Origin of the sequence: Mycolicibacterium sichuanense (genome assembly GCF_033741125.1) — a bacterium.
Classification (GTDB): domain Bacteria; phylum Actinomycetota; class Actinomycetes; order Mycobacteriales; family Mycobacteriaceae; genus Mycobacterium.
The window spans coordinates 222,135-243,686 of record NZ_JAWQPU010000001.1; the positions used below are offsets into that span (position 1 = coordinate 222,135).

21 protein-coding genes and 3 tRNA genes are annotated in these 21,552 nt (G+C 67.2%); 18 read left to right on the forward strand and 6 right to left on the reverse strand.

The window, feature by feature from the left end:
- Window positions 1-11 precede the first annotated feature (11 nt).
- Complete coding sequence (locus SBI80_RS01065; protein WP_318972480.1) at window positions 12-800, forward strand: hypothetical protein; 789 nt, start codon at window positions 12-14, stop codon at window positions 798-800.
- A 49-nt stretch (window positions 801-849) separates the two neighbouring features.
- Here the strand turns inward: SBI80_RS01065 and SBI80_RS01070 are convergent, their stop codons facing one another.
- From SBI80_RS01070 to SBI80_RS01080, 3 genes are all read right to left on the reverse strand, one after another.
- Complete coding sequence (locus tag SBI80_RS01070; RefSeq protein WP_318972482.1) at window positions 850-1,563, reverse strand: crotonase/enoyl-CoA hydratase family protein; 714 nt, start codon at window positions 1,561-1,563, stop codon at window positions 850-852.
- Between the two features lie 37 nt (window positions 1,564-1,600).
- Complete coding sequence (locus SBI80_RS01075) at window positions 1,601-2,428, reverse strand: DUF8453 domain-containing protein (RefSeq protein ID WP_318972484.1); 828 nt, start codon at window positions 2,426-2,428, stop codon at window positions 1,601-1,603.
- Window positions 2,429-2,537: 109 nt separating this feature from the next.
- Window positions 2,538-4,496 (reverse strand): cellulose biosynthesis cyclic di-GMP-binding regulatory protein BcsB, encoded by a 1,959-nt coding sequence (locus SBI80_RS01080; RefSeq protein WP_318972486.1) that lies wholly within the window; start codon window positions 4,494-4,496, stop codon window positions 2,538-2,540.
- Window positions 4,497-4,750: 254 nt separating this feature from the next.
- Here SBI80_RS01080 and SBI80_RS01085 point away from each other — a divergent pair, with 254 nt between their 5' ends.
- The 4 genes from SBI80_RS01085 to SBI80_RS01100 are packed head-to-tail and all read left to right on the forward strand — an operon-like array spanning window position 4,751 to window position 9,690.
- Entirely contained in the window at window positions 4,751-6,058 is a 1,308-nt protein-coding gene (locus SBI80_RS01085) for a GumC domain-containing protein (RefSeq protein WP_318972487.1), read from the forward strand.
- On the forward strand, window positions 6,055-7,173 hold the full coding sequence (locus SBI80_RS01090; protein WP_318972489.1) for a glycosyltransferase: 1,119 nt from the start codon (window positions 6,055-6,057) through the stop codon (window positions 7,171-7,173). Before SBI80_RS01085 ends, SBI80_RS01090 begins: the two co-directional genes overlap by 4 nt.
- Window positions 7,166-8,329 carry a hypothetical protein gene (locus SBI80_RS01095; protein WP_318972491.1) on the forward strand — a complete coding sequence of 388 codons (1,164 nt, stop codon included), beginning with the start codon at window positions 7,166-7,168 and terminating at the stop codon, window positions 8,327-8,329. The genes SBI80_RS01090 and SBI80_RS01095 overlap by 8 nt, the downstream gene beginning before the upstream one ends.
- 2 nt (window positions 8,330-8,331) lie before the next feature.
- On the forward strand, window positions 8,332-9,690 hold the full coding sequence (locus tag SBI80_RS01100; protein ID WP_318972492.1) for an O-antigen polymerase: 1,359 nt from the start codon (window positions 8,332-8,334) through the stop codon (window positions 9,688-9,690).
- Here the strand turns inward: SBI80_RS01100 and SBI80_RS01105 are convergent.
- Entirely contained in the window at window positions 9,659-11,173 is a 1,515-nt protein-coding gene (locus SBI80_RS01105) for a glycosyl hydrolase family 28-related protein (protein ID WP_318972494.1), read from the reverse strand. The two genes, SBI80_RS01100 and SBI80_RS01105, sit on opposite strands and share 32 nt — an antisense overlap.
- 47 nt (window positions 11,174-11,220) lie before the next feature.
- Window positions 11,221-12,366, reverse strand: a complete 1,146-nt coding sequence (locus tag SBI80_RS01110) for a glycosyltransferase family 4 protein (RefSeq protein WP_318972496.1) — start codon at window positions 12,364-12,366, stop codon at window positions 11,221-11,223.
- A 112-nt stretch (window positions 12,367-12,478) separates the two neighbouring features.
- Between SBI80_RS01110 and SBI80_RS01115 the strand changes: the two genes are divergently transcribed.
- The 4 genes from SBI80_RS01115 (at window position 12,479) to SBI80_RS01130 (ending at window position 16,945) form a co-directional block, all read left to right on the forward strand.
- Window positions 12,479-13,198 (forward strand): GAF domain-containing protein, encoded by a 720-nt coding sequence (locus SBI80_RS01115; RefSeq protein ID WP_318972498.1) that lies wholly within the window; start codon window positions 12,479-12,481, stop codon window positions 13,196-13,198.
- Between the two features lie 107 nt (window positions 13,199-13,305).
- Window positions 13,306-14,841 (forward strand): sugar transferase, encoded by a 1,536-nt coding sequence (locus SBI80_RS01120; RefSeq protein ID WP_318972500.1) that lies wholly within the window; start codon window positions 13,306-13,308, stop codon window positions 14,839-14,841.
- 50 nt (window positions 14,842-14,891) lie between these two features.
- Window positions 14,892-15,545, forward strand: coding sequence for an undecaprenyl diphosphate synthase family protein (locus SBI80_RS01125; protein WP_318972502.1), 654 nt, complete (start codon window positions 14,892-14,894; stop codon window positions 15,543-15,545).
- A gap of 5 nt (window positions 15,546-15,550) precedes the next feature.
- Window positions 15,551-16,945, forward strand: a complete 1,395-nt coding sequence (locus SBI80_RS01130; protein ID WP_318972504.1) for an FAD-dependent oxidoreductase — start codon at window positions 15,551-15,553, stop codon at window positions 16,943-16,945.
- Between the two features lie 213 nt (window positions 16,946-17,158).
- On the opposite strand, the gene SBI80_RS01135 is transcribed toward SBI80_RS01130, so the two are convergent.
- Entirely contained in the window at window positions 17,159-17,881 is a 723-nt protein-coding gene (locus SBI80_RS01135; RefSeq protein ID WP_318972506.1) for an MBL fold metallo-hydrolase, read from the reverse strand.
- Window positions 17,882-18,025: 144 nt separating this feature from the next.
- Between SBI80_RS01135 and SBI80_RS01140 the strand changes: the two genes are divergently transcribed.
- The 9 genes from SBI80_RS01140 (at window position 18,026) to nusG (ending at window position 21,529) form a co-directional block, all read left to right on the forward strand.
- Window positions 18,026-18,098: transfer RNA gene (locus SBI80_RS01140), tRNA-Thr, on the forward strand.
- Window positions 18,099-18,126: 28 nt separating this feature from the next.
- Window positions 18,127-18,200 (forward strand) — tRNA-Met (locus SBI80_RS01145).
- A gap of 40 nt (window positions 18,201-18,240) precedes the next feature.
- Window positions 18,241-18,408 (forward strand): 50S ribosomal protein L33, encoded by a 168-nt coding sequence (rpmG, locus tag SBI80_RS01150; protein ID WP_056550495.1) that lies wholly within the window; start codon window positions 18,241-18,243, stop codon window positions 18,406-18,408.
- 54 nt (window positions 18,409-18,462) lie between these two features.
- Entirely contained in the window at window positions 18,463-18,939 is a 477-nt protein-coding gene (gene hadA / locus SBI80_RS01155; protein ID WP_318972512.1) for a (3R)-hydroxyacyl-ACP dehydratase subunit HadA, read from the forward strand.
- Window positions 18,926-19,354: a (3R)-hydroxyacyl-ACP dehydratase subunit HadB gene (hadB, locus tag SBI80_RS01160; protein WP_318972514.1), complete on the forward strand. Its 429-nt coding sequence runs from the start codon at window positions 18,926-18,928 to the stop codon at window positions 19,352-19,354. Before hadA ends, hadB begins: the two co-directional genes overlap by 14 nt.
- 2 nt (window positions 19,355-19,356) lie before the next feature.
- Window positions 19,357-19,884, forward strand: a complete 528-nt coding sequence (gene hadC / locus SBI80_RS01165) for a (3R)-hydroxyacyl-ACP dehydratase subunit HadC (RefSeq protein WP_318972517.1) — start codon at window positions 19,357-19,359, stop codon at window positions 19,882-19,884.
- Window positions 19,885-20,032: 148 nt separating this feature from the next.
- Window positions 20,033-20,105: transfer RNA gene (locus SBI80_RS01170), tRNA-Trp, on the forward strand.
- A gap of 81 nt (window positions 20,106-20,186) precedes the next feature.
- Complete coding sequence (gene secE, locus SBI80_RS01175; protein ID WP_413232607.1) at window positions 20,187-20,636, forward strand: preprotein translocase subunit SecE; 450 nt, start codon at window positions 20,187-20,189, stop codon at window positions 20,634-20,636.
- Between the two features lie 47 nt (window positions 20,637-20,683).
- On the forward strand, window positions 20,684-21,529 hold the full coding sequence (gene nusG / locus SBI80_RS01180; RefSeq protein ID WP_318972519.1) for a transcription termination/antitermination protein NusG: 846 nt from the start codon (window positions 20,684-20,686) through the stop codon (window positions 21,527-21,529).
- Window positions 21,530-21,552 lie beyond the last annotated feature (23 nt).

Genomic DNA, 21,552 nt, shown 5'->3' on the forward strand with positions numbered 1-21,552 from the left:
GGTCGACGTCGATGTCTGACGAACGGTTGACGGCTGCGATGGATCGGCTCGACGCGCTGCGGGAGCAGTTACGGGCCAGCTGTGATCCCCGTGCCGAGGCGGCGCTGGCACTGCTCTCGGCCGCGGAGCCGGATCTCGACGCTGTGGCCGAGGTCGGTGACCAGGCCGCCCCCGCCGCGTGGCGCGAGGCGGCGGCACTGGCCGCCCCCGACGTCGACGAGATCGAAAGGGCCTGTACCGCATTGCGTTTGGCGGCCGTGGTGCGCACCGACGAACAGCGCCGCGGTGACGTGCTCGGTGCGGACCGCGTGCAGTTCCTCGAGACCAGCCTGGAGTTCCGCGATCGTCATGGCCCGCAGCCGTGCCCCGTCTGCGCCGAGGGTGTCCTCGACGATGCGTGGGTGAAGCGGGCGCGGGCGGCCCTGGCGGCGGAGCAGCAGGCCGCGGGTGCGCTGCGGGCTGCCCGATCCGGCGCCCACCGGGCGCGTCAGACGCTCGCCGGGCTGGTCCGCGCCGTGGCCGCGCCGCCGGCCGGGGACCTGGGCTTGTCGACGGCCGCCGCGGCGCGCGTTGCCCACCAGGGGTTCTCGACCATCCCGTTCGACGACGATTCCGCGATCGCCGACCACGTCGAGCGCACCCTGCCCGAGCTGGTCACCGCGTACTCGGCTCTGCGGCAGGAGGCAGTGGAGACGCTCGCCACGAGCGAGGACGCCTGGCGTCCGGTGGCCGCCGAGCTGTCGAAATGGGTGACGGAGCGACGGGGGTCGGGGAGCGCCCCTGACGCGCCCGCCTCCTAGCGAACTTGCGCGATCCCGAATTCGCTCGGAGGCGGGCAACGACAATCGCCTAGCTGGCTTCGTATTCGGCGGGCAACCCGTCGATGCCGGCCTGGATGGCGGCGATCGCTTCCTTGCGGGCCTTGAGCTTGCTGGCTCGGTGTGCCTTGAGCTTCAGCCCGGCAGCGGCGTCGGCGGCCACGTCACGAGCCCGCGCCAGCACGTTGCCGTCCTCGACGATCTCGTCGAGCCAGCCTGCGGTCACGGCGTCCTGCCCGCTGAACACCGCGGCCATCGACACTGCCCGCGAGAACGCCGCCCGGGTCAGCCGCGCGCGCATGATCTCGATCGCGGCGTTGGGCAGGACCATGCCGATCGCCACCTCGTTGGCCTGACAGCGCGAGCTCGGCGAGCCGACGCGGTGGTCACCGCTGAGCATCAGGAACGAGCCCATCGCGATGGCCGGGCCCGTCGCAGCCATGATCACCGGCACCGGAAAGCTGAGCAGCCGGATCGACAGCTCGAATCCGCCGGAGAGCATGCCAAGTGCGGCCGCCGCATCGCCGGAGCCGAACACGCTGAGGTCGAAGCCCGCACTGAAGACCCGCGAGTTGCCGGCCAACACGATGGCCTTGACCTCACCGTCGGCGGCGGCCCCCTCGGCCTTGTCGAGCGCCTCGTTCAGGTTCTGCTGCATCGTCGGCGACAGGGCGTTGACCTTGCCGTCGTCGAGCGTGATCGTGGCGACGGACTCGGTCAGCTCGTAGGTCACGGTGTTGGTCATCGGCTCTCCCTATCAACGCGGTTCGGGCCGATGTTACTTAGCCGGTGGGTGTCGAATGACGGCCAGCCTTCGCCTGGTGAATCCACGGGAAGTCGAGTTCGGTGGTCTGGTCCAACTGCCGGGTGCGCCAACGGTCCTGGGTCTCCGCCACGGCCCGGTTCATCCGGTCGATCTCGGCGCGGAACACCTCCGGCTGAGTCTCCTTGGACGCATAGTGGAAGTAGGTGAGCACGCTGCGCAGCAGTTCGAGCTTTTGCTTCTCGCGCTTGGCCAGATCGTGGGTCGTCAGCAGCTCGATGCGCTGGACCGGCTGCATTGTCGCCCAGTCCAGCCGGAAGGGTGTCTCGAAGGTCGCCCCCCGGCGGCGTCCGGACCGCTTCCCCCCGCCGGGACGATCGGAGTAGGTCAGCGTCCCGTCGAAGCTGTCCCGGATCGCGCCGCCGAGCTCGGCCCGGCTGATCGCCGAATCCCACACCGTGCGCCATTCCTGCCCAGGGGCTAGATATGGCAGTTCACTGGGAAGTTCGAGTTCGGCGATGTCGGGTTTGCCGTCGACGGGGTTGTCCTCGTACGCCGCGACGGTCGGATGGTCGACGAACGAGAACCTGACGTCGTGGGCCGCGGTTCGACCGAAGTTTCGCACCACCAACTCGATGACGTGCCAGTCGGACGGGTGCGGCTCCATGAACATCGAGACGTGAGGACGCGTCTGCTCGGTCTTGAGCTGACGGTTCCTGCTGATCTGGCGGTGCGCCCACAGCAGCGCGACGATGCCGAACAGCACCGCGGCCCAGGCGGCGATCGCCAGCCAGCTGCCTGCGCTCACATCCCCGAGCTGGGTCCAGCGATCCTTGATCCAGTCCACCGTGCCCTCATCCGTAGATCTGCGTTCGATGAGGACCCTAGTGCTTCGCTGGCGATCACGCGCTCGCATACGTCGGCGGTTGCTACCCGCTTCTGCAAGCGCTGGATCGTCAGGACCGGCGGCGGCTACTTAGCAGCATGCCCAGCCCCACCGCCGCCAGGACGCCCAGCGCCGCACCCGTGGCGATCCACGGCGTCCAGTTGCGCTCGTCCCGAGGCCGGGGCGCTGCCGCGTCGACCGGTCCGATCGACAGATTGGACACCGTACCCGCCGGGCCGGCCGCCGCGACGTTGCCTACCAGGCTCGACCAGCCGTCGGGGAGCTGCTCGACGTATCCGAGCACCGGCTCGACCAGTGACCACACTCCGCTGGTGGCGACGAGGACGACCGTGCGGTTCCTGGGCTGGTCGGCGAAGACCTGGATCGAGCCGAGCCCACCGGCGATGTCCGCGCGGAGCTCGTCGGCGATGCCGACCGTCACGTCGGTGCTCTCTCCTCCGATAGGCGGCCGCAGCGAGGTCATCTTGAGCGTGGCGGCGTTCGCCACGATCAACGCCGGGGTGTGGGAGTCGGCCGCGGACATCACGTCCACGACGCGCGGCGTCAGCGGCGTCCCCGTCAACCGGGCGATGTCGGCCACCACTCGGGTGGCGTAGTCGAGCAGATTCGGCCCACTTCCGTCGAACGCGACGAGGAATTCGGGGCTGAACTCCGAGGGCACCGCGCCGAAGCCGCCGGGGGCCCCACCACCGCGATGCACCGTCACGGTCGATCGCGGATCGAGTTGGAAGGTCATGGGCGCAATGGTGGGGTTGCACAGCTGCCGTGGACTGAAGGTGAGGGCGAAGTCGAGGTTGATCCGTTGTCCGAGGAAGCTGCCAGGGACGTCGAAGACCGCGTCGACGCGGCCGGAGTCGGACAGCGGCGTGGCGTACACCGCCTGCCCGTTCACTTTGACCACGAGGGTGGCCGAGTCGAGTGAGGCAATGGGCGTGTGGGTGGCGAGCAGGTGCACCTTCAGCCCGTCGACGCGTCCCTGGCCCAGCGCCGCACGGTCGACTCCGACGGTGAGGGTAGACGCCCGTAAGACGGTGCTCGAGCCCTTGAGCCCCAACCGGTCGAAGCTCATCTCGTCGGTGGCGGGACTGTCGGTGACGCCCGCCTTGTCGACCCGCGCATCCGGAATCTGTACGAGGGTCTGCAACCCGTTCACGACGGGGGACACCTGGTCGGTGAGCTGGTCACCACGGCCGCTCAGCTTGAGGTAGACGTTCGGCCTGCCCGGGTTGACGACGTCGATCCCGGCGTCGCCGTCCTCCACCACCACGGCCCGACTGAACTGGGTGGCCGGCTGGGGCGCGGCGCCGCGCGGCTGCTTCACCACCGAGATCGCCGTCGGCTGGGGGCGATAGACCCTGGCCACGGCCGACGAGAGCGTCAGCACCGCCTGCTGCTCGGCGGCGTTGGCGTCGATGGGCGTGTAAATGGTCAGTCGCTCGAGGACGGGCGGAAAGAACGACGCCACCGTCGTGGGTGCGGGCTCGATGCCCGTCATCACCGCGGCGAGGTCGCTGATCACCACGCGCTCGCCGAGCCCACACCGCTGGTCGGGAGGGATCCTGCCCTCACGCACCGTGAAGGACAGTCCGAGCGTCGAGCCGGTGACCTGAGCTGTCGACACGTCGACGTCGAAGGGCACCACGGCTTGACTGGGGATGACGGCCGGCAGATCGACCGTGGCGAGCAATGTGCCGTTGGCGTCGTCGATTTCGACGAAACCGGCACCGAAGTCCACCGGGGCGTGGATCAGTCCGCGCAGGCGCCGGACCCCGAACCCGGGTTGCACCGGAAGCCTGAAGTCCTGGTTGTCGTTGGCGCCGACCAACGTGATCTCGTCGGGCAGGCCGAGAGTCGGCCACGGGACGCTCAGCTCGTCACCGGCCGACGGATCGGCATTCAGCGGGTCGGCGCGGGCATCGAGGGGGACACCGAGAGTGATGGCGAGCATCAGGGCCGACAAGAGGCACGTCGACGCGATCATGGCTCGCCGCATGTCGTCACGCCTCATGAAAGCGGTCTTCCGGTCGCGTGTGCCCTACGAGCATCCCAAAAGCACACCGTCGCTCCCGCCTCGAGTGAGTGCCCCGCCGAACCAATCCTGGCGTCGCACGCTACTGGCTAACGCTTCGTCGCACAGTGCGGCACGCCGCTGGGCCCCTCTCGGGAGCGCGTTGTCGTGTCCAACCCGGCAAACGTACCGGCGCAGTTACCATACTGATCGCACCAGGCAAAGGATGGAGCGTCGCAGAGTTGGCTGTCACCGTGTCGAAAGCGCCAGCGATTGGGCTGATCTCGTCCATCGAAACCCGCTTCCTGATCGCCAAACTCATCCTCGGTGCAGCCGTCGGCCTGTGCGTCGGTGCGCTCGCCGGTGGGCTTGCCTTCGGCGCCTTGGCCACCGACACCACCGCGACAGCATTTGTGCGACTGCAGAATCCGGCGGATCTGACCGCAATCGCCGGTGGGGCAAGCCAAGTCACCCCGGACAATCAAGGCAATACGAGCACGTTCGTTGCCGGTGAGATCGCCTACCTGTCCGGTGAGGGCTTCGCCCAGGCCGTGGGCAGGAAGATGGCCAAGGACGAGCCTGCCGTGCTGAACGTGGCCCAGGCCAGCCAGTCGTCGGTGATCACCATCAGCAGTAGCAGCGGAACCGACGGTGAAGCGGTCAGAACCGTTCAGACGGCGATGGATCTGTACGGGCAGGATCTCCAGCGGCGCGTCGACGAGCAGTTGAGGACCATCCTTCCTTCGCTGTCGGAATGGGAACAGCGCGATGCCGCAGACCCGACCCGGATGCAGGACCTCGCGCGTGTTCGCGAGAGTGTAGAACTCCAGGCCGCCAAAGCCGGTTCGGTGACGGTGATTCAGCCTCCGACGCCCAACCGTCCGTCGTCGCAGCGGTGGCTCATCGGGGTCATTCTCGGTGCCCTCGTGGGTGGTTCGACCGCGGTGGCGGTCGTGCTCCTCCTGCGACGGCGGTCGGGCCGCGGCTCACTGGTCCACACCCTGGCCGACGGCGTCGACGGCGTGCTGCTGCCCGCCGTCGATCTCGACGTGGCGTCCCACGAGACGGGTGAACGGGCGCGCCTGGCTCGCACGCTCCTTGCGCAGTGCCCCTCGGCCGGCCCGGTCCGCACCCTGCTCGTCCTCGGCGCCTCGTCCTCCTCGGGTAGCCAGGTCGTCGCCGCACTGCTGGAGGAGGCGGCGGCCGAGGCCCGGTCAGGCGACGTCGTGTCGACGACGGCGGGCCAACATTCGGTGCCCGGCCCCGCCGAGCCGACCACGACGCGGGTCATCGCTGCCGGTGCGGTGGGCGATGCGACGCTGACCCCGGAAATGGTCGCCGCGGCCACCGACATCGTGCTGGTGGCTCGCGTCGAGTCCGACACCGTGGCGGCCGTGCTGGCGTTGCGCGCCGCGACCGCCGCCAGCAGTGCACCGGTGGTCGCGGTGTTCACCTACCGTCGCCGACGCTGGACCGGGCGGTCGAACGCCCCAGCGCCGAGCGCTACCCCCGCTTCAGACACCAGTGCTGCCGCCCTCGGTGACGGGCAGCGCCCGGCGTGAGGATCGCGATCGTCCACGAGCGGTTGACCGAGATCGCCGGCTCCGAGAACGTCGTCGCGGAACTGTCACGGGAATGGCCGGATGCGCCGGTCGACATTCCGATCGTCGACCCGCGGGTCGATGCACCCTTCGGCGCGCGGGTGCGCACCGGCGCCCTCTCGTCGGCCTACCGCATGGCGGGTTACCGCAGTTACGCACCACTGCTGCCGATGGTGCCCACGTGGTTGCAGCGCCGCGACTTCGGCTCGGCGGATGCGGTGATCATCAGCCATCACGCGTTCGCGGTCGCCGCGGTCGCCGCCGCCGGAACCATTCCGACCATTGCCTACGTTCATTCGCCGGCCCGGTGGGCGTGGGACGAGTCCATGCGCCTCGAGGAAACGGCCTCGCGGCCGGGCCGCATGGCGCTCGACCTGCTGGCGCGGCTCGCGATCAAGACCGAACGCACTGCCGCCCCCAACATCACCACGATCGTGGCCAACAGCGCCGCAGTGGCCCAACGGATTCGACGCCACTGGCATCGTGAATCCCACGTGGTCCATCCTCCGGTCGACGTCGGCTTCTTCACCCCCGACGCGCACGAGCCGCGGGAGGACTTCCTGCTCTTGGCGGGCCGGCTGGTGGGATACAAGCGGCCCGACGTGGCGATCAGAGCGGCCGCTGCGGCTGGCGTGCGCATGGTGGTCGCCGGCGACGGGCGCGAGGCAGCCAGGTGCCGCAAGCTCGCCGCGGGCGCGGACGTCACCTTCCTCGGCCGGGTGTCCAACGAGGAATTCCGCAGCCTGTACCGCCGGGCCAGGGCGATGGTCATGCCGGGGGAGGAGGACTTCGGCATCACCCCCGTCGAGGCGATGGCCTGTGGCACGCCGGTGATCGCCCTTGGCGTCGGCGGTGCGCTCGACAGCGTCGTCGACGGCGTGACGGGCACCTTCGTCGCCGAGGCGGGCGACGACGAGCTGGTCGAGTCCTTCGCCCAGACCTTCCGATCCTTCGAAGCCGGTGCCTACGATCCGACTGAAATCCGTTCGCACGCAGAGGGTTTCTCACCGGCAGCCTTCCGCCGCAAGATGGCCGCCGTGGTCGCGGAGACGCTGGCGGGCGGGTGTCATGCGTGACAAGCACGTACACACGGCAGTCCAAGTCGTCGCGGGCCTCGCGCTCAACGTCTTCCCGGCGATCTTCATTGCGATCTACGCGCGCATCGCCCCGATCGAGACCCAGGGCTTCCTCGCGCTGTCGCTGTCGGTCGGCGTATACGTAGCCCAGCTGTTCAACGCCTTCATCGTCGAAGGAAGGCTCGCCACCCCCGATGCGGACGGGGACCCGACCCTTCCGGTGTGGGTGGTGCTCTTCACCCTTGCTGCGACGGTGATGCTCGTGCTCGGTCCCGCCGTGGCACCGCCGGCGGTGTTGATGGTGAGTTCGGTGGGTGTGATGACCGGTCTGCTGATGACCCGTTCGATCGGCGTCGTCAGCGGCGACTGGCGGCGCGAGGGGCTCGCCGCCGGAGCCCTGATCGTCGCCAGCGTGGTGGCCCTTTGGCTGGCCGCGCAGCACAACCCGCACTGCGTACGAATTTTGGCCATCGGGGCGCTGCTCGCGGTCCTCGTCAGGTACCGGCCGCGAAGGACGTTGCTGCACTTGGGCGTTCCGCCGGACCTCCGCCGTTCGAGCTGGGTCACGGCGGAGACCGCCGTCGTCGGTGCGGTGCAACCCGCGATCACGTCGCTGTTGCTGGTCATGATCGGACCGGCCGCCTCGGTGGCGTTCCGGGTGATCTCGACCGTCGCGGGTGCCCTCGAGCCCATCCTGGCCTACGGACGCTATCGTCTGCTGGCCCACGGCCACCGGGGTGAGCTGGTGCCCTTCGTCGCGGTCTTCGTCGCCGCGGCAATCGTCGTCCTCGCCGCCGCCCTCGGCGGCTTCGGGAGCTTGGTCTTCGGGCCCGCCTGGCGGGAAGTGGGCACCGTCGCCCTGCTACTTGGCTTCCTGTGGAAGGGCTTCACGCTTCTGTCCACCGTGCCGTTCGCCGCTCTGCGCAAGGCGGGTAAGACCGTGCTGGTGTTCTGGATCCGGGGCGCCAGCACCGTCGTCTATCTCGTAATCAGCACGAGCTTCCTGCTGTTTTGGCACACCACGACCGCCATCTTCTTGGCCTTCGCCGTCGCCGAGTTGATCACCGCGCTGGTCTACCACCGGGCTGCGGTGAAGGACGCGCCGGACTATGCCGAGGCCTTTGGTTCGCCGCGGGTCCGGGGACGGTCGGTGTGATCATGGGTCGAGACGACGTCCCCGAGATCGGCGGGCGGCAGGCTGGCACGTCCTCGCGTGCCCCGGCGTGGTTCTCACCCGGCGTTCTCATCTTGGCCCCTGTCCTGCTGTCGTTCGCGGCGTGGTTCGCGTTCGTGGTCCGCCGCGAATTCGGGCCCGCTCAAACGATGTCGGAGGCCCTGACGGGTTTCCCAGCCCCTGCTCAGGCCAGCGGCGAGGGCGTCGCACTGCTGGCCGTCTGGTACTGCGCGATCGTGATGGTCTCGATGGTCGGCTTCTGGCTCGGTATGCATCGGTCGCGAGTCGCCGAGGGGGACGCCCGCACGGATACCGCCTGGTTCGAGCGACGTTACTTCTTCCTGCTGCTGGCAGCAGGTGCCGTCGGCGTCGGCTACGCCTTCATGAAGGTGGGCGGCATCTCCGCCATCGTCGCGTCGCTACAGGAGCAGACGGCCAACGACTTTAGCAATGCGCTCTCGGGGTTCGCCGGCGTGCAAACGCTGCGCTATGCCACGATCTTGTCCGCTCCCCTCGGGGTGTACCTCTGGCGCAAGAAGGTCATCGGCTGGCCCTTCATGGTGGCCGGAGTACTTCTGCTGGTCGCCAATGCCATGATCTCGTCCCGGCTTTCGCTGTTGATGGCAGTCGCGGTGTACTTGACGGCGTGGGTGAGGAGTCGTCGTCCCCGACGGGTCGCTGGTGCGCCGCGCACGCGTACCCTCGTCACCGTCGTGCTGATCGGGTTGTGCGGCTTCGCGGTGCTCACCGCACTCAACTACATTCGCAACGCGAACTACTACCGCGAGGCCGGAGTATCGAACCCCGTGGCGATGAACTTCTATCAGATGGGGGCGTATCTGGCTGTGCCGGCGCAGGTCTCGGTCGGGGTGTCGGATGCGGTCATGCGGGGCGCCTGGGAGAAGCCAGGCGGCGTGGTGTCCTCCCTTGGCGCCGTGGAGCCAACGTTCCTCCAGTTCCAGAAGGTCACCAAGGACGACAGCTGGAAGCAGTCCTCGGTGTACGGATACTCGGTGGCCTTCGCGGGCAACTTCTTCACCAACTCCGTGTTCGCCGACATCTATTCGGTGTACGGAACGTGGGGGTGGGGCTACACCATCGTGGCCTACGGTCTCGCCGGGTACGCCTTCGCGCGCATCTTCAGCTTCAGCCCGGTCATCGCCGCGTCGGCCGGCGTGGTGGCCTATTGCTTCCTCGAGGTGTGGCGGGTGCAAATCCTCACCTACGGCATCGTGATCTTCCTGTTGCTGCTGACAGCTGCCGGTGCGGTGTTCGTCGCCAAAGTGCGACCGCGCGAGATCGCGCTGCAGCCTACGGGCATGCCGAAACCTGCTCTTTCGTAACGCCTTTGAGGGTGGTGATCGCCACGCTGGCGCCTTGGCCACCACATTGCTCGGCGGCCGACTGACGAACGGCGATCCAGGCCGCGGGCGCCGACGGCCAGTCGACCGCCAGGTCGGCGATGACGCCCTCGACGCCGTCGAGGGCCACGCAGGGGGGTGCCCCGTCCGGTGGCGGCTGAGTCCGGTCGATCGTGATGCTCAGGTGTTCGATCTCCATCCGGTCGGAGTCCTTGGCGGCGAAACCGACGACTGCATCCGAGTGTTGAATGGCCACGGTGCCCATCGTGACCCCACGGGCGTTGTCGATTCCCACTCCGCCATTGCCCGCCGTGGTCGAGGTGGACGCGATGGTGCAGTCCTCGATCGACAATCCGGTCATCTTCGCCTCGGCAAGTGACTCGGCGCGTACCGCCCAGTTGCTGCAGGAGACCAGCGCAGCGCGGCCGATCTGCACGTCGAAGTCGGTGAAACCGCCAGCTCCAGGCGCATGCGGGCGGGCGAGGACGTGAACGCCGGTGTCGCACGCGGTGGCAGTGAACTCGTCGATCCGGATCGCACGACTGGCGAGGTAGTTCCAGCCGACGTCGGCGCCGGGTTCGGCGGAGTCCAGCATCACCGCCGAACCGGCCACGACGCCGACCACGTCGAGGGCATCGATCGTGAGCCGCTGCGCTCCGGCGACTCGCACCCCGTTCGCCGACCCGCCGACGACCTCGACGTCTCGGACCTCGACGTCGGCGTTGGACCAATCCGTCAGCGTCGGAAATGCGAACGTATGCGCGTCGGGGTCGAACGAGAACTCTGGTCCGAAGTAGGTGACGAACGCTAGACCGTCGTCACCGGGTTTCACCGCCCGCAGACCGGCGACGCTGGCTCGCCGACACGCGTTGAGGTGCAAGCCGTCCGCACCGGTGCCGTCGACGTGGAGTCGCTCCACTCTCACGTCGGAGACCCCGTGCAGCACCACGCCCGCCTGCGGGCTCGACACGACGGTGCAGTCGATGACGGCCAGCCCGTCGACCGGACTGGGGAAGCCGCGCCATCCGGTGGGAAGGGTGCGACCGTCGCCGGGAAGGCCCTCCACCCTGATGCCGTCACCAAGCGATCTCTTCGCGGGGTGTGCCCAACGAACGGTGATGTTGCGCAGCGACACTCGCGACGACGGTCCGCGCAGCAGGACCCCATGGCTGGTACCGGTGCCGTCATGGGGATCCAAATTGTCCATGACGAGCTCGGCGCCGGGTGCGAATTCCACCGTCGCATCCGATACACCGGCGATGGCGATCGCTGCGGTACCCGAGGGCCAGTGTTGCGCGAACCGGTAGGTCCCCCTGGGGAAGTGCAGCGTCCGGCCGGGTCGGAGTTCGGCAACGGCCGACTGGATCGCCAGTGAGTCATCGGTCATGCCGTCTCCCGTGGCGCCGTACGACCGGACGTCGATCACCGCGTGTTCGTGGCGCTGGATGGCTGCCAATGCGCCCACGGCCGCGACTGCAGGCACGACCGTCAGAAGGGTGCGCCTCGACATCCTCACGATCGAATGCTGGCCAGCTCGGCGCAAATCTCCTCGGCGGCAAGCGATGCGGAGATACCGCGCTGCCGGTCCGTCACGTAGGAGTGACCGCGTGCGGCCAGCTCGGTGCGGGCCTCGGTGTTCAGGCACATCGTGCCCATCGCGTGCGCCAATCCGGCGCGATCGCGGGGGCCGAAGTAGTCCGCGCCGGCGCCGCACGTCTCACGGAGCACCGGGATGTCCGACGACAGGACGGCGGTGCGGGCGGCCATGGCCTCCAGCGGCGGCAGACCCGCGCCCTCGTGCAGGGAGGGCATGATCAACGCGTCCGCCGAGCCGACCAGGGCGCGCAGGGTGTCGAAGGCGAGTTGCCCCATCAGCACGATGCGGTCCCCGTTGTCCTCGGCGAGCCGGCGCACGCGATCGTCGAGGGTTCGCAGCGAGGCGCCCCCGCCTGCGATCACCAGGGTGTGCGGCACCGTTGCTGCGATGTCGGCGAACGCCTCCAGCATGATCGGCAAGTTCTTGTAACGCTTGGTGTTTCCGACATACAGCAGATAGGGGCCCGACACCGGCACGAGTGTCGGGTCGGCGGGCTCGAACCAGACCTCGTCGACGGGGATGGGGGTCACCATCACCCGCGCCTTCGGGGCGATCGATTGCAGCGTGGTCGCGGTGGCTTCCGAAGGGGTGAAGATGCGGCGGCACACCCGAGCGTCGAGCTTCATCATCGCGCGCGCGTAGATGCGGCGGGCCCGGCTCTGTCCGCTGACCTCCCATGGCAGAACCTGGATGGCGTCGTGCAGGGTGACGTAGGTGAGCATCTGACGATTGTCCGGTGCCCAATTGGCCAGCGGAAAGGGGTAGTGCGGCAGCCACAGCGCGCGAGGGCGAACCTGGTCCAGCGCTCGCCGCCACGCCACTTGCTCGGCGACGGTGTACATCGCGGCCCCCGTCGGTGATGCGACGACGACCTCGGTGCTCGCGCGCAGCGGGGGGAGGCTCTCGCGGTCGCCGAGTACGGCCAGCGAGACGCCCCGACCGGCGGCGGCCTCCTCCAGAAGCGGAAGCTGCGTACGGATGTAGGTTCCGATGCCACTCTGCCGGATGTGGCGTGCGTCGAACAGGAGGTCCACGTTGCCGTCGGTGTGTGCGTCCTGCACATGCCCTCCTGATCGCTGCGGTGGCTACCTAGGCTACGTCGCCGGCGGGCAACGCCGTCTCCCTTGGGCTTTGCACCCCACGGCGCGGCCTGCCGTCGGATACCGTGAGCAGGTGAACAGCTCCGTGAAGGGCTTCGACGACTGGCTCAACCGCCAACTCGAAGAGTGTGCGCTCGAGGCCGGCGAGGACGTCGCGACCTACGTCGCGCGGGCCGTGGCCAAGCGGATGGTGACCGAGTTCCGCCGGGTCAACAGCCCGTCCATCGAGGAGCTCTACGCCCATATCTCCTCGTCGAAGGCATTTGCTGAAGCGGGTTTGCCTGACACTTCTGCGACCGTGCACGACCCGGAGCGCTTGCGGTCCCTGTATGCCACCGGCCTGTTGGACTCGCCGATCGAGGACGCCTACGACAGGATCACCCGCGCCGCGGCCGCCGCCTTGGACGTCCCCCATGCCGCGGTGTCGCTGATCGACGTGGACCGCCAATTCTTCAAGAGCACGGTGGGGATGGGCGGTCCATCTCAGGAGGAAAGGGAAACCCCACTGGAGCGATCGGTATGCCAGTATGCAATAGCAAATAGCGCTCCGCTCTCGATCGAGGACGCGCGGCTGGATCCGATCTTCAAGAACCACCCCGCCGTGCTGGACGGCACCCTGGTCTCCTACCTTGGCATTCCGCTCATGGACGGCAAGCAGAATGCGGTCGGCACGCTGTGTGTATTCGACGACAAGCCGCGGTTGTGGTCCACCGGTCACGTCCAACTCCTGAGTGACCTGGCCGGGCTGGCCGTGGAGCGGATCTTCGGTAACGGGCTTCCAGGCGAGCGCTGACCCGCAAAGTTGGCAAATAAGCCAGCCGGTCGCATCGAAAGACGCCGGGGCAAATACTGACGAGTCTGCCTGCATTTGCATGCGACGGCGGCTGGGCGCATCTAGAGTTGGCCACCAACGGTTTGCGGGGGTGGGAGTTGCGGTCGGACACGAAGACACGGATATCGGGTCCCGTCGTACAGCCTCCGCTGGATGACGTCTCGGCCTCGCCACGGTGGCTCGAGGCGCTACGGAATGAACACGGGTACGTCGCGGTCACGATCGGTCTCGACGTGTGGGCGGCGTCCTGGGCGGTTCTGTTTGCCCAGTGGTGGACCAATGGCCCCGTGTACGAGCGCAACGTCGCGTTGTGTTCGTGGATCTTCGTGCCGGTGGTGGTGGCCTTCCTCGGCTCTCAGTCGATGTACCGCCGAAAGCTGAACCAGAGCGTCTTCGACGACCTCGGCCCGGCCCAGACGGCGATCGCCTTGGCGACGCTGGTGACCTTGACGTTGATGCTGATCCTCGTGCCGCCCCTGCAGCCCGGTGACGTGGTGGTGCCCTACGTCCGGCCCAGCGAGATCATGGTGCGGCTCTGGCTGTGGGCGGTCGTGATGATTCTCGCCGTCCGGTTGATCCGGTCGCTCATCGAGCGACATCTCCGGCGGACGCACTACTTTGGGGCGCCGGCGCTGATCATCGGATCCGGTCCGATCGCCCATCAACTGCTGGTGCGGATGCGTCAGGTGCCTGACTACGGTCTGCGTCCGGTGGGCATCCTGGATGTCGACCGGCCGATCGACCCCGACCTCTTCGACCTGCCCTACCTCGGGACCAGTGATGACCTCGAGCGCGCCGTCGCGATGACGGGAGCGGTCAAGTTGATCATCGCACCGTGCGCGGTGCCCGACGAACAGTTGGCGCGCACCGCACATCGGGCCCAGGAACTCGGCATGCGGGTGCGGGTGGTGCCGCGGCTCATGGACGCCGTCGGCGTGGGCGCGCGGGTGGAACACCTCGGCGGAGTGCCGCTGCTGGTGCTGAACCCGGTCAATCCCAAGGGCTGGCAGTTCGCGCTCAAGCACGCCTCCGACCGGGTGATCGCGGCGGTGGGGCTGCTGCTCATCTCGCCGCTGCTCATTGCGTTGGCGATCCTGGTGAAGACTAGCTCGCCCGGTCCGGTCTTCTTCCGGCAGCCTCGAATTGGTCGCGACGGCAAGGTCTTCGACTGCTTGAAGTTCCGCAGCATGCGACCCATCGAGCCGGCTGACGCGAGATTCGAACCGTCATCGGGGGCCGCGCCAGGTGGTGTCGAGGGCGACGATCGGCGCACCCGGATCGGAAAGATCATGCGCAAGACGTCATTCGACGAATTGCCTCAGCTGCTGAACGTGGTGCGGGGTGAGATGAGTCTCGTCGGGCCGCGTCCCGAGCGGCCGGAGTTCGTCGAACTGTTCGAACTGCAGGTCCGCCGATACGGCGACCGGCATCGGGTCAAGGCCGGCATTACCGGTTGGTCACAGGTGCACGGGCTCAGGGGGCAGACGTCGATCGCCGACCGCGCCGAATTCGATAACTACTACATCGAGAACTGGTCGCTCCAGCTCGACCTGAAGATCTTGCTCCTCACCGTCTTCGCCGTATTGCGAGGTGCCGATGAGTGACCGTCGGACGAATGCCGGTTGATCGTGGATCCCAAGGGGCCGAGGCCCCGGTGAGCGTTGGTCCCGCTCACGTAGGTCTGATTCCCGACGGGTTGCGACGTTGGGCGGATTCGCACGGCTGCACGCTGACCGAGGCGTACCGGCGCGGCGCCGAGAAGGTCGTCGAGATCATGCTTGCGCTACGGCGAAATGGCGTGCAGACCGTGTCGGTGTACAACCTCAGCCGCGCCAACCTGGGGCGCCGTGACGACGAACTCGACGCGGTGTTCGCGGCGTCGGTCCACTTCCTCGACTCGCTGATCCCCGCTCACTTCGATCCGCGAACGTGTTCGGTGCGCATTCACGGCGAAAGGCAATTGCTGCCGGAGGGCTACCGCGACTCCGCGTGCCGCATCGAGAAGACCATGCGTGGAAGCGGATTCACGATCAACGTCCTCGTGGCGTACGACGCGCGAGACGAACTGCGAGCCGCTCAGGCCAAGGCGCAGCGCGAGGGCATCGACATCGACGCAGCCTTGGACATCGGCGAAGTCGACATGGTCATCAGGACCACCCCGGAGCCGTTGCTCAGCGGATTCCTGCCACTGCAAAGCCAGTACGCCCAGTTGCACTTCCTGACGACGCCCCTGAACGACCTCGAGGTCGATGCCATCGATGCCCTGGTGGCCGAGCATCGACTCTTCCCGCAGCGGCGGGGCCGGTAGCGCCCGTGCAGCCGACGCGCAGTCCCATCGTCATCGGCGCCGGTCCCGCCGGGCTCACTGCTGCGCTCCGGTTGGTGCAGAAGGGGGTCGAGCCCCAGCTCTACGAGGCGTCGGGCCATGTCGGCGGGTTGGCTCGTACGCCCCGCAGCGGCGACTGGTGCATCGATCCGGGTGGCCATCGGTTCTTCACCAAGCATGAAGAGGTACTTGATCTTTGGAACGCGCTGTTGCCACCGGATCAGTGGATCGCGGTGCCGCGGAACTCGGCGATGCTGGTCGATGGCGAGTACGTCAGCTACCCGCTCAACGGCCGAGATCTTCTGACCCAGCTGGGAATTGGCCGCGGGCTGCGTGGCTTGAGCAGTTTCGCGGGCTCGCGAATGAGGCGGAGCGTGCAGCTCGCCGTGGAGCCGGCGAACTTCCAGGAGTGGGGTACGCGCGAGTTCGGCCGGTACTGGTACGACGTCTTCTTCGACGGCTACGTCCGCAAGACGTGGCTGGCCGATCCCGCCGAGTTGGCGAGCGACTGGGCGAATCAGCGCATCAAGCCCCTCGACTGGAAGTCGCGGCGCAAGCAGGAGGTGGCCGGTGAGGACGTGTTCCGTTATCCGAGGCGTGGCCCTGGCCAACTCTGGGAGGCGGCCTCGGCGGCCCTCGTCGCTGCCGGGGTCACCCCGCAGCTGAACGTCCGGGTCCAGCGACTCTGGCTCGAGGACGGGACGTGGCACGTCGAGCTGTCCGGCGGCGAGGTGGTCCGTGGCGACGCGGTCTTCTCGAGCATGCCCCTGCAGTCACTGGTCAGAGCCTTGCCTGAGGTGCCGCGGCCCGTCCAGGTGGCGGCGTCGACGTTGCGGCACCGCGGGTTGATCACCGTCGCGGTCGCCCTGCGCGACCACCTCGACATCCCGTTCAACTGGGTCTACACCCCGGGCAAGGAATTCTCGTGCGGTCGCATCCAGAACTACGGCCGCTGGTCGCCCGGCCTGCATCCAGCAGGCTGGGACGGCACGTTCCTCGGGTTCGAGTACTTCGTGTGTCCGGACGGCGACCTGATGACGGCCGACGAGGCTTCGCTGAGTGATGTCGTCGAGGCGGACCTGCGCGCGCTCGGCGCCGGAGACTCGTCGATCGAGCACGTCATGATCGTCCGCTCTCAGTGCGCGTATCCGGTCTACGACCCGGTCCGGGAACGCAGCGTTGGCCGTATCCGCGACTACCTGCGACGTCAGTACCCGTCACTTCATCCGATGGGACGCAACGGCATGCACCGGTATGACAATCAGGACCACGCGATGCTCAGTGCCATGCAGAGCGTCGCCAAGTACTTCGGCGAGCCGGTGGATCCGTGGCAGGTGAACGTCGACCGCGACTATCACGAAGCCGGTCTCCTTCGGAAATAGTTGCTAGGACGTGAACCGGAGGTCCGGTCCTTTCTTATCCATTACTCAGCAACGTGCCGGGTTCCGTTCAGGATGCTTGGTTATCGTCGAGGCCGAGCTTCCCCCAAGCTCGATCGAATTCTCGGCCCCGCCACCATCCCCCCGGTGGCGGGGTCGAGACCGTTTCGGGGGTGCTGCGCCTGCTGCGGCGACGTGGGTCGGACGGCCGCGAAGCTACCCGCCCATCGCCAGTCGCCACTGCTCGAGGCTGCTCGCGCGGTAGACGTAGTTGCTGCGACGCACCTCCGACAGCGCGGCGCTCGGCTCGGCCGAGTACCAGTGCCCCGGGAAGACGGTCGGGTCGCCCGGCAGTTGCGCGAGCGCTTGCAGGCTGCGGTACATGTCGTCGACGTTGCCGCCGGGGAAGTCAGTACGGCCGCACCCCTCCAAGAACAGGGTGTCGCCGGCCACCAGCCGCCCGTCGAGCAGGAAGCACTGACTGCCCGGCGTGTGGCCGGGAGTGTGCAGCAGCTCGATGTCCACGGCTCCGATCGCGACCTTGTCGCCGTGCTCGTGGGACGTCAGGTCGCTCTTCGGGATGCCGGTGATGCGCGAGACCCAATCCGCCTCGTGGGTGTTGACGTGAACCGGCACGCTGACCCGCTCCAGCAGTTCGGCCAGGCCCTTGAGCTCGAAGCCCATCATGGAACCGCCGACGTGGTCGGGATGGTGGTGGGTGACGAGGACACCCGAGAGGTGCATGCCGTCGGACTCGAGTGCGTCGAGCAGATCGTTGGCCGCGTAGGCCGGGTCGACGACGACGCAGTCGCCGGTCTCCCGGTCACCGATCAGGTAGGCGAAGTTGCGCATCTGCTGGGCGATCGCGTCGTTGGCTGCGTAGTCGGTGCCGGACAGCAGCTGCCTGAAGTAGAGGCGGTCGGAGCCGGGAGAAGTCATCCCCGCAGCCTATGTTCTCGACGCCTGGCCGCCGCGACATGCCTGCCGGGGCGGTCGCGAGCACCTGCGGTTTGGTGGGGCCAGCGCCGAGAATGTACCCTCTTGAAGGCCCTGCGACGCGGACTACCGCGTCGAGGGGTCACTGCCCCCTTAGCTCAGTCGGTAGAGCGCTTCCATGGTAAGGAAGAGGTCAACGGTTCGATTCCGTTAGGGGGCCCGGTGGATGCCCAAGTGGTTGTGCCCATGGCGGTGTAGCTCAGCTGGTTAGAGCGCACGACTCATAATCGTGAGGTCGGGGGATCGAGCCCCCCCACCGCTACAAGACGACAACGCAAGTGAAATGAAGAAGGACGACTGACGTGGCCTCGAGTACAGACGTACGGCCCAAGATCACCTTGGCCTGTGAGGTGTGCAAGCACCGCAACTACATCACCAAGAAGAATCGGCGCAACGATCCCGACCGCCTCGAGATCAAGAAGTTCTGCCCGAACTGCGGCACGCACCGTCCCCACAAGGAATCGCGCTAGGTGGGCGATCCGCGGGTTTCGACCCGCGGTCGAACTGATTGAGGAACTGAATTCGTGCCGCTGTCGCCCACGATCGTCGGGATGCACTACCGCTATCCCGATTTCTACGAGGTTGGGCGCGAGAAGGTGCGCGAGTACGCAGCCGCCGTCAAGAACGATGACCCGGCCTACCACGACGAAGCCGCCGCCGCCGAGCTCGGCCACGACTCGCTTCCGGCGCCGTTGACGTTCATCTCGATCTTCGGTTACCAGGCTCAGACGGCCTTCTTCGCCAACGCCGACATCGGCATCACCGATGCGCAGATCGTCCAGGTCGACCAGGAGCTGAAGTTCCTGAAGCCGATCAAGGCGGGTGACCGGCTGCACTGCGACGTCTACCTGCACGCCTACCGGGTCGCGCACGGCACGGACGTCATCGTCACGAAGAACATCATCAGCAACGACAGGGGCGAGGCGGTGCAAGAGTCGTACACGACCTTGGCGGGTCGTTCCGACGAGAGCGGAGAGGGCTTTTCCAATGGCACTGCGTGAGTTCAGCTCGGTGAAGGTGGGCGACCAGCTCCCAGAGCGGGTCATTCCGCTGACCCGCGGCGACCTGGTGAACTACGCCGGCGTCTCGGGTGACCTGAACCCCATTCACTGGGACGACGAGATCGCCAAGCAGGTCGGCCTCGACACCGCGATCGCGCACGGCATGCTCACCATGGGTCTCGGTGGGGGTTACGTGACGTCCTGGATCGGTGACCCGGCCGCGGTGACCGAGTACAACGTGCGCTTCACCGCCGTCGTGCCGGTGCCCAACGACGGTGTCGGCGCCGAGATCGTGTTCAGCGGTCGGGTGAAGTCCGTCGATCCCGAGACCAAGTCCGTCGTCATTGCGCTGTCCGCCACCACTGGCGGAAAGAAGATCTTCGGTCGCGCCGTCGCCGTCGCGAAGCTGGCGTAACCATGGCATTGAAGACCGACATCCGGGGCATGATCTGGAAGTACCCGGACACCTTCGTCGTGGGTCGCGAGCAGGTCCGCCAGTACGCCCGAGCCGTGAAGTCCGAGGCAGCGGCCACCATCGACGAGGCGGCCGCCGCGGAACTGGGCCACAAGGCCCTCATCGCACCGCTGACGTTCGCCTCGATCTTCGCGGTGATGATCCAGAACCACTTCTTCCAGCACGTCGACATCGGGCTCGAGACCCTGCAGATCCTGCAGGTCGATCAGAAGTTCCTGTTCCACCGGCCGATCCGGGTCGGCGACGAGCTGACGGGCACCATGCACATCGAGTCGGTCGACGAGCGGTTCGGTGCCGACATCGTCACCACGCGCAACGTCTGTGCCGAGCTCGACGGCACGGTCGTGATGGAGGCCTTCACGACCCTGATGGGTCACGAGGGCGACAATTCCGTCTCGATGAAGTGGGACGCGGCGACGGGTCAGGTCGTCCGCACGGCCGCCACGGGTGCCGGGCCCGCAGCGGATTAGTAACTCCCAACGGGGCCGATGTACACTCGGTCCTCGGGGTTTTGCCCATCAAGCGCGCTGTCCGTCGGTTACTGATCGACCGATCGGGGAGCGCGTGAATTGTGTGGGACCCGAACGGCAAGGACCTGCCAGCACTGCCGTACAGCGAAGGGGCGTAGCTCAACTGGCAGAGCAGCGGTCTCCAAAACCGCAGGTTGCAGGTTCAAGTCCTGTCGCCCCTGCTCAACTGAATATTCGACGAGGCGTGGACACTGGAAGGTGACCACGGCGAAACCGGCACGATCACGAAGAAGGGGCATGCGGTGAGCGACGAGCGCGACGACATCGACTCGGGCGTCGACGACGTCGATTCCGTGCACGACGTCGAGTCGACGGCTGAGGAGCTCGGCGTCAGCGGCACCCGCGGTCAGACGGCCGTCGCGACCCGTCCGCAGCGCCCCACCGGCAAGCGTTCGCGCCGCGAGGCCACCGCGGGCCAGGAGCGGGCCACCGAGACCGATTCGGTCAAGAATGGCGATGGCAAGAAGCCGAAGACTGCCAAGAAGTCGGGCGGACCGTCGCGGAACCCGTTCTTGTTCGTCTTCAACTTCCTGAAGCAGGTCGTCGCCGAGCTCCGCAAGGTGATCTGGCCGAACCGCAAGCAGATGATCAGCTACACGACCGTGGTGCTGGTGTTCCTGGCGTTCATGGTGGCGCTGATCGGCGGGGTCGACCTCGGCCTGGCCAAACTCGTCACGCTGGTATTCGGCTGACCAAGCCGGCGCGTGGCGAGCTAGAGATTTAGAGAGGATCGACAACCGTGACTTCCTTCGAGGGCGAGACGCCTTCGGCTGTGTCGGATGCGCGTCTCGAGGATGCGGACCCGTCAACCGTGATCGCCAGCCGGACCGCGGAATCGCTGGAGTCGTCCACGGCTGAGGCCGTGGCCGAGGTCGGTGACGTCGACGCCGACGCAATCGCCGACGCAGACGAGGCACCCGAGGCCGAGGCGGAGGACGCGCCCGTCGAGGACGAGGACGTCGATCCCGCCGTCGCGCTGAAGAAGGACCTGCGCTCCAAGCCGGGCAACTGGTACGTCGTCCACTCCTACGCCGGTTACGAGAACAAGGTGAAGGCCAACCTCGAGACCCGCGTGCAGAACCTCGACGTCGGCGACTTCATCTTCCAGGTGGAAGTGCCGACCGAAGAGGTCACCGAGATCAAGAACGGCCAACGCAAGCAGGTCAACCGCAAGGTGCTGCCGGGCTACATCCTGGTGCGCATGGACCTGACCGACGAGTCGTGGAGCGCGGTGCGCAACACCCCCGGTGTCACCGGGTTCGTGGGTGCGACGTCCAAGCCCTCGCCGCTGAGCCTGGACGACGTCGTCAAGTTCCTGCTTCCGCAGGGCGCGGCGAAGAAGCCCGCCAAGTCGACGTCCTCGGGTGCTGCCGCAGCCACCGAGACCGGTGGGCTCGAACGGCCGGTCGTGCTGGTCGACTTCGAGGTCGGCGAGTCGGTCACCGTCATGGACGGTCCGTTCGCAACGTTGCCCGCGTCTATCAGCGAGGTCAACGCCGAGCAGCAGAAGCTCAAGGTGCTGGTGTCCATCTTCGGTCGCGAGACACCCGTCGAACTGACCTTCACCCAGGTCTCGAAGATCTAGAGAACAACAGGAACAGGAAGAAC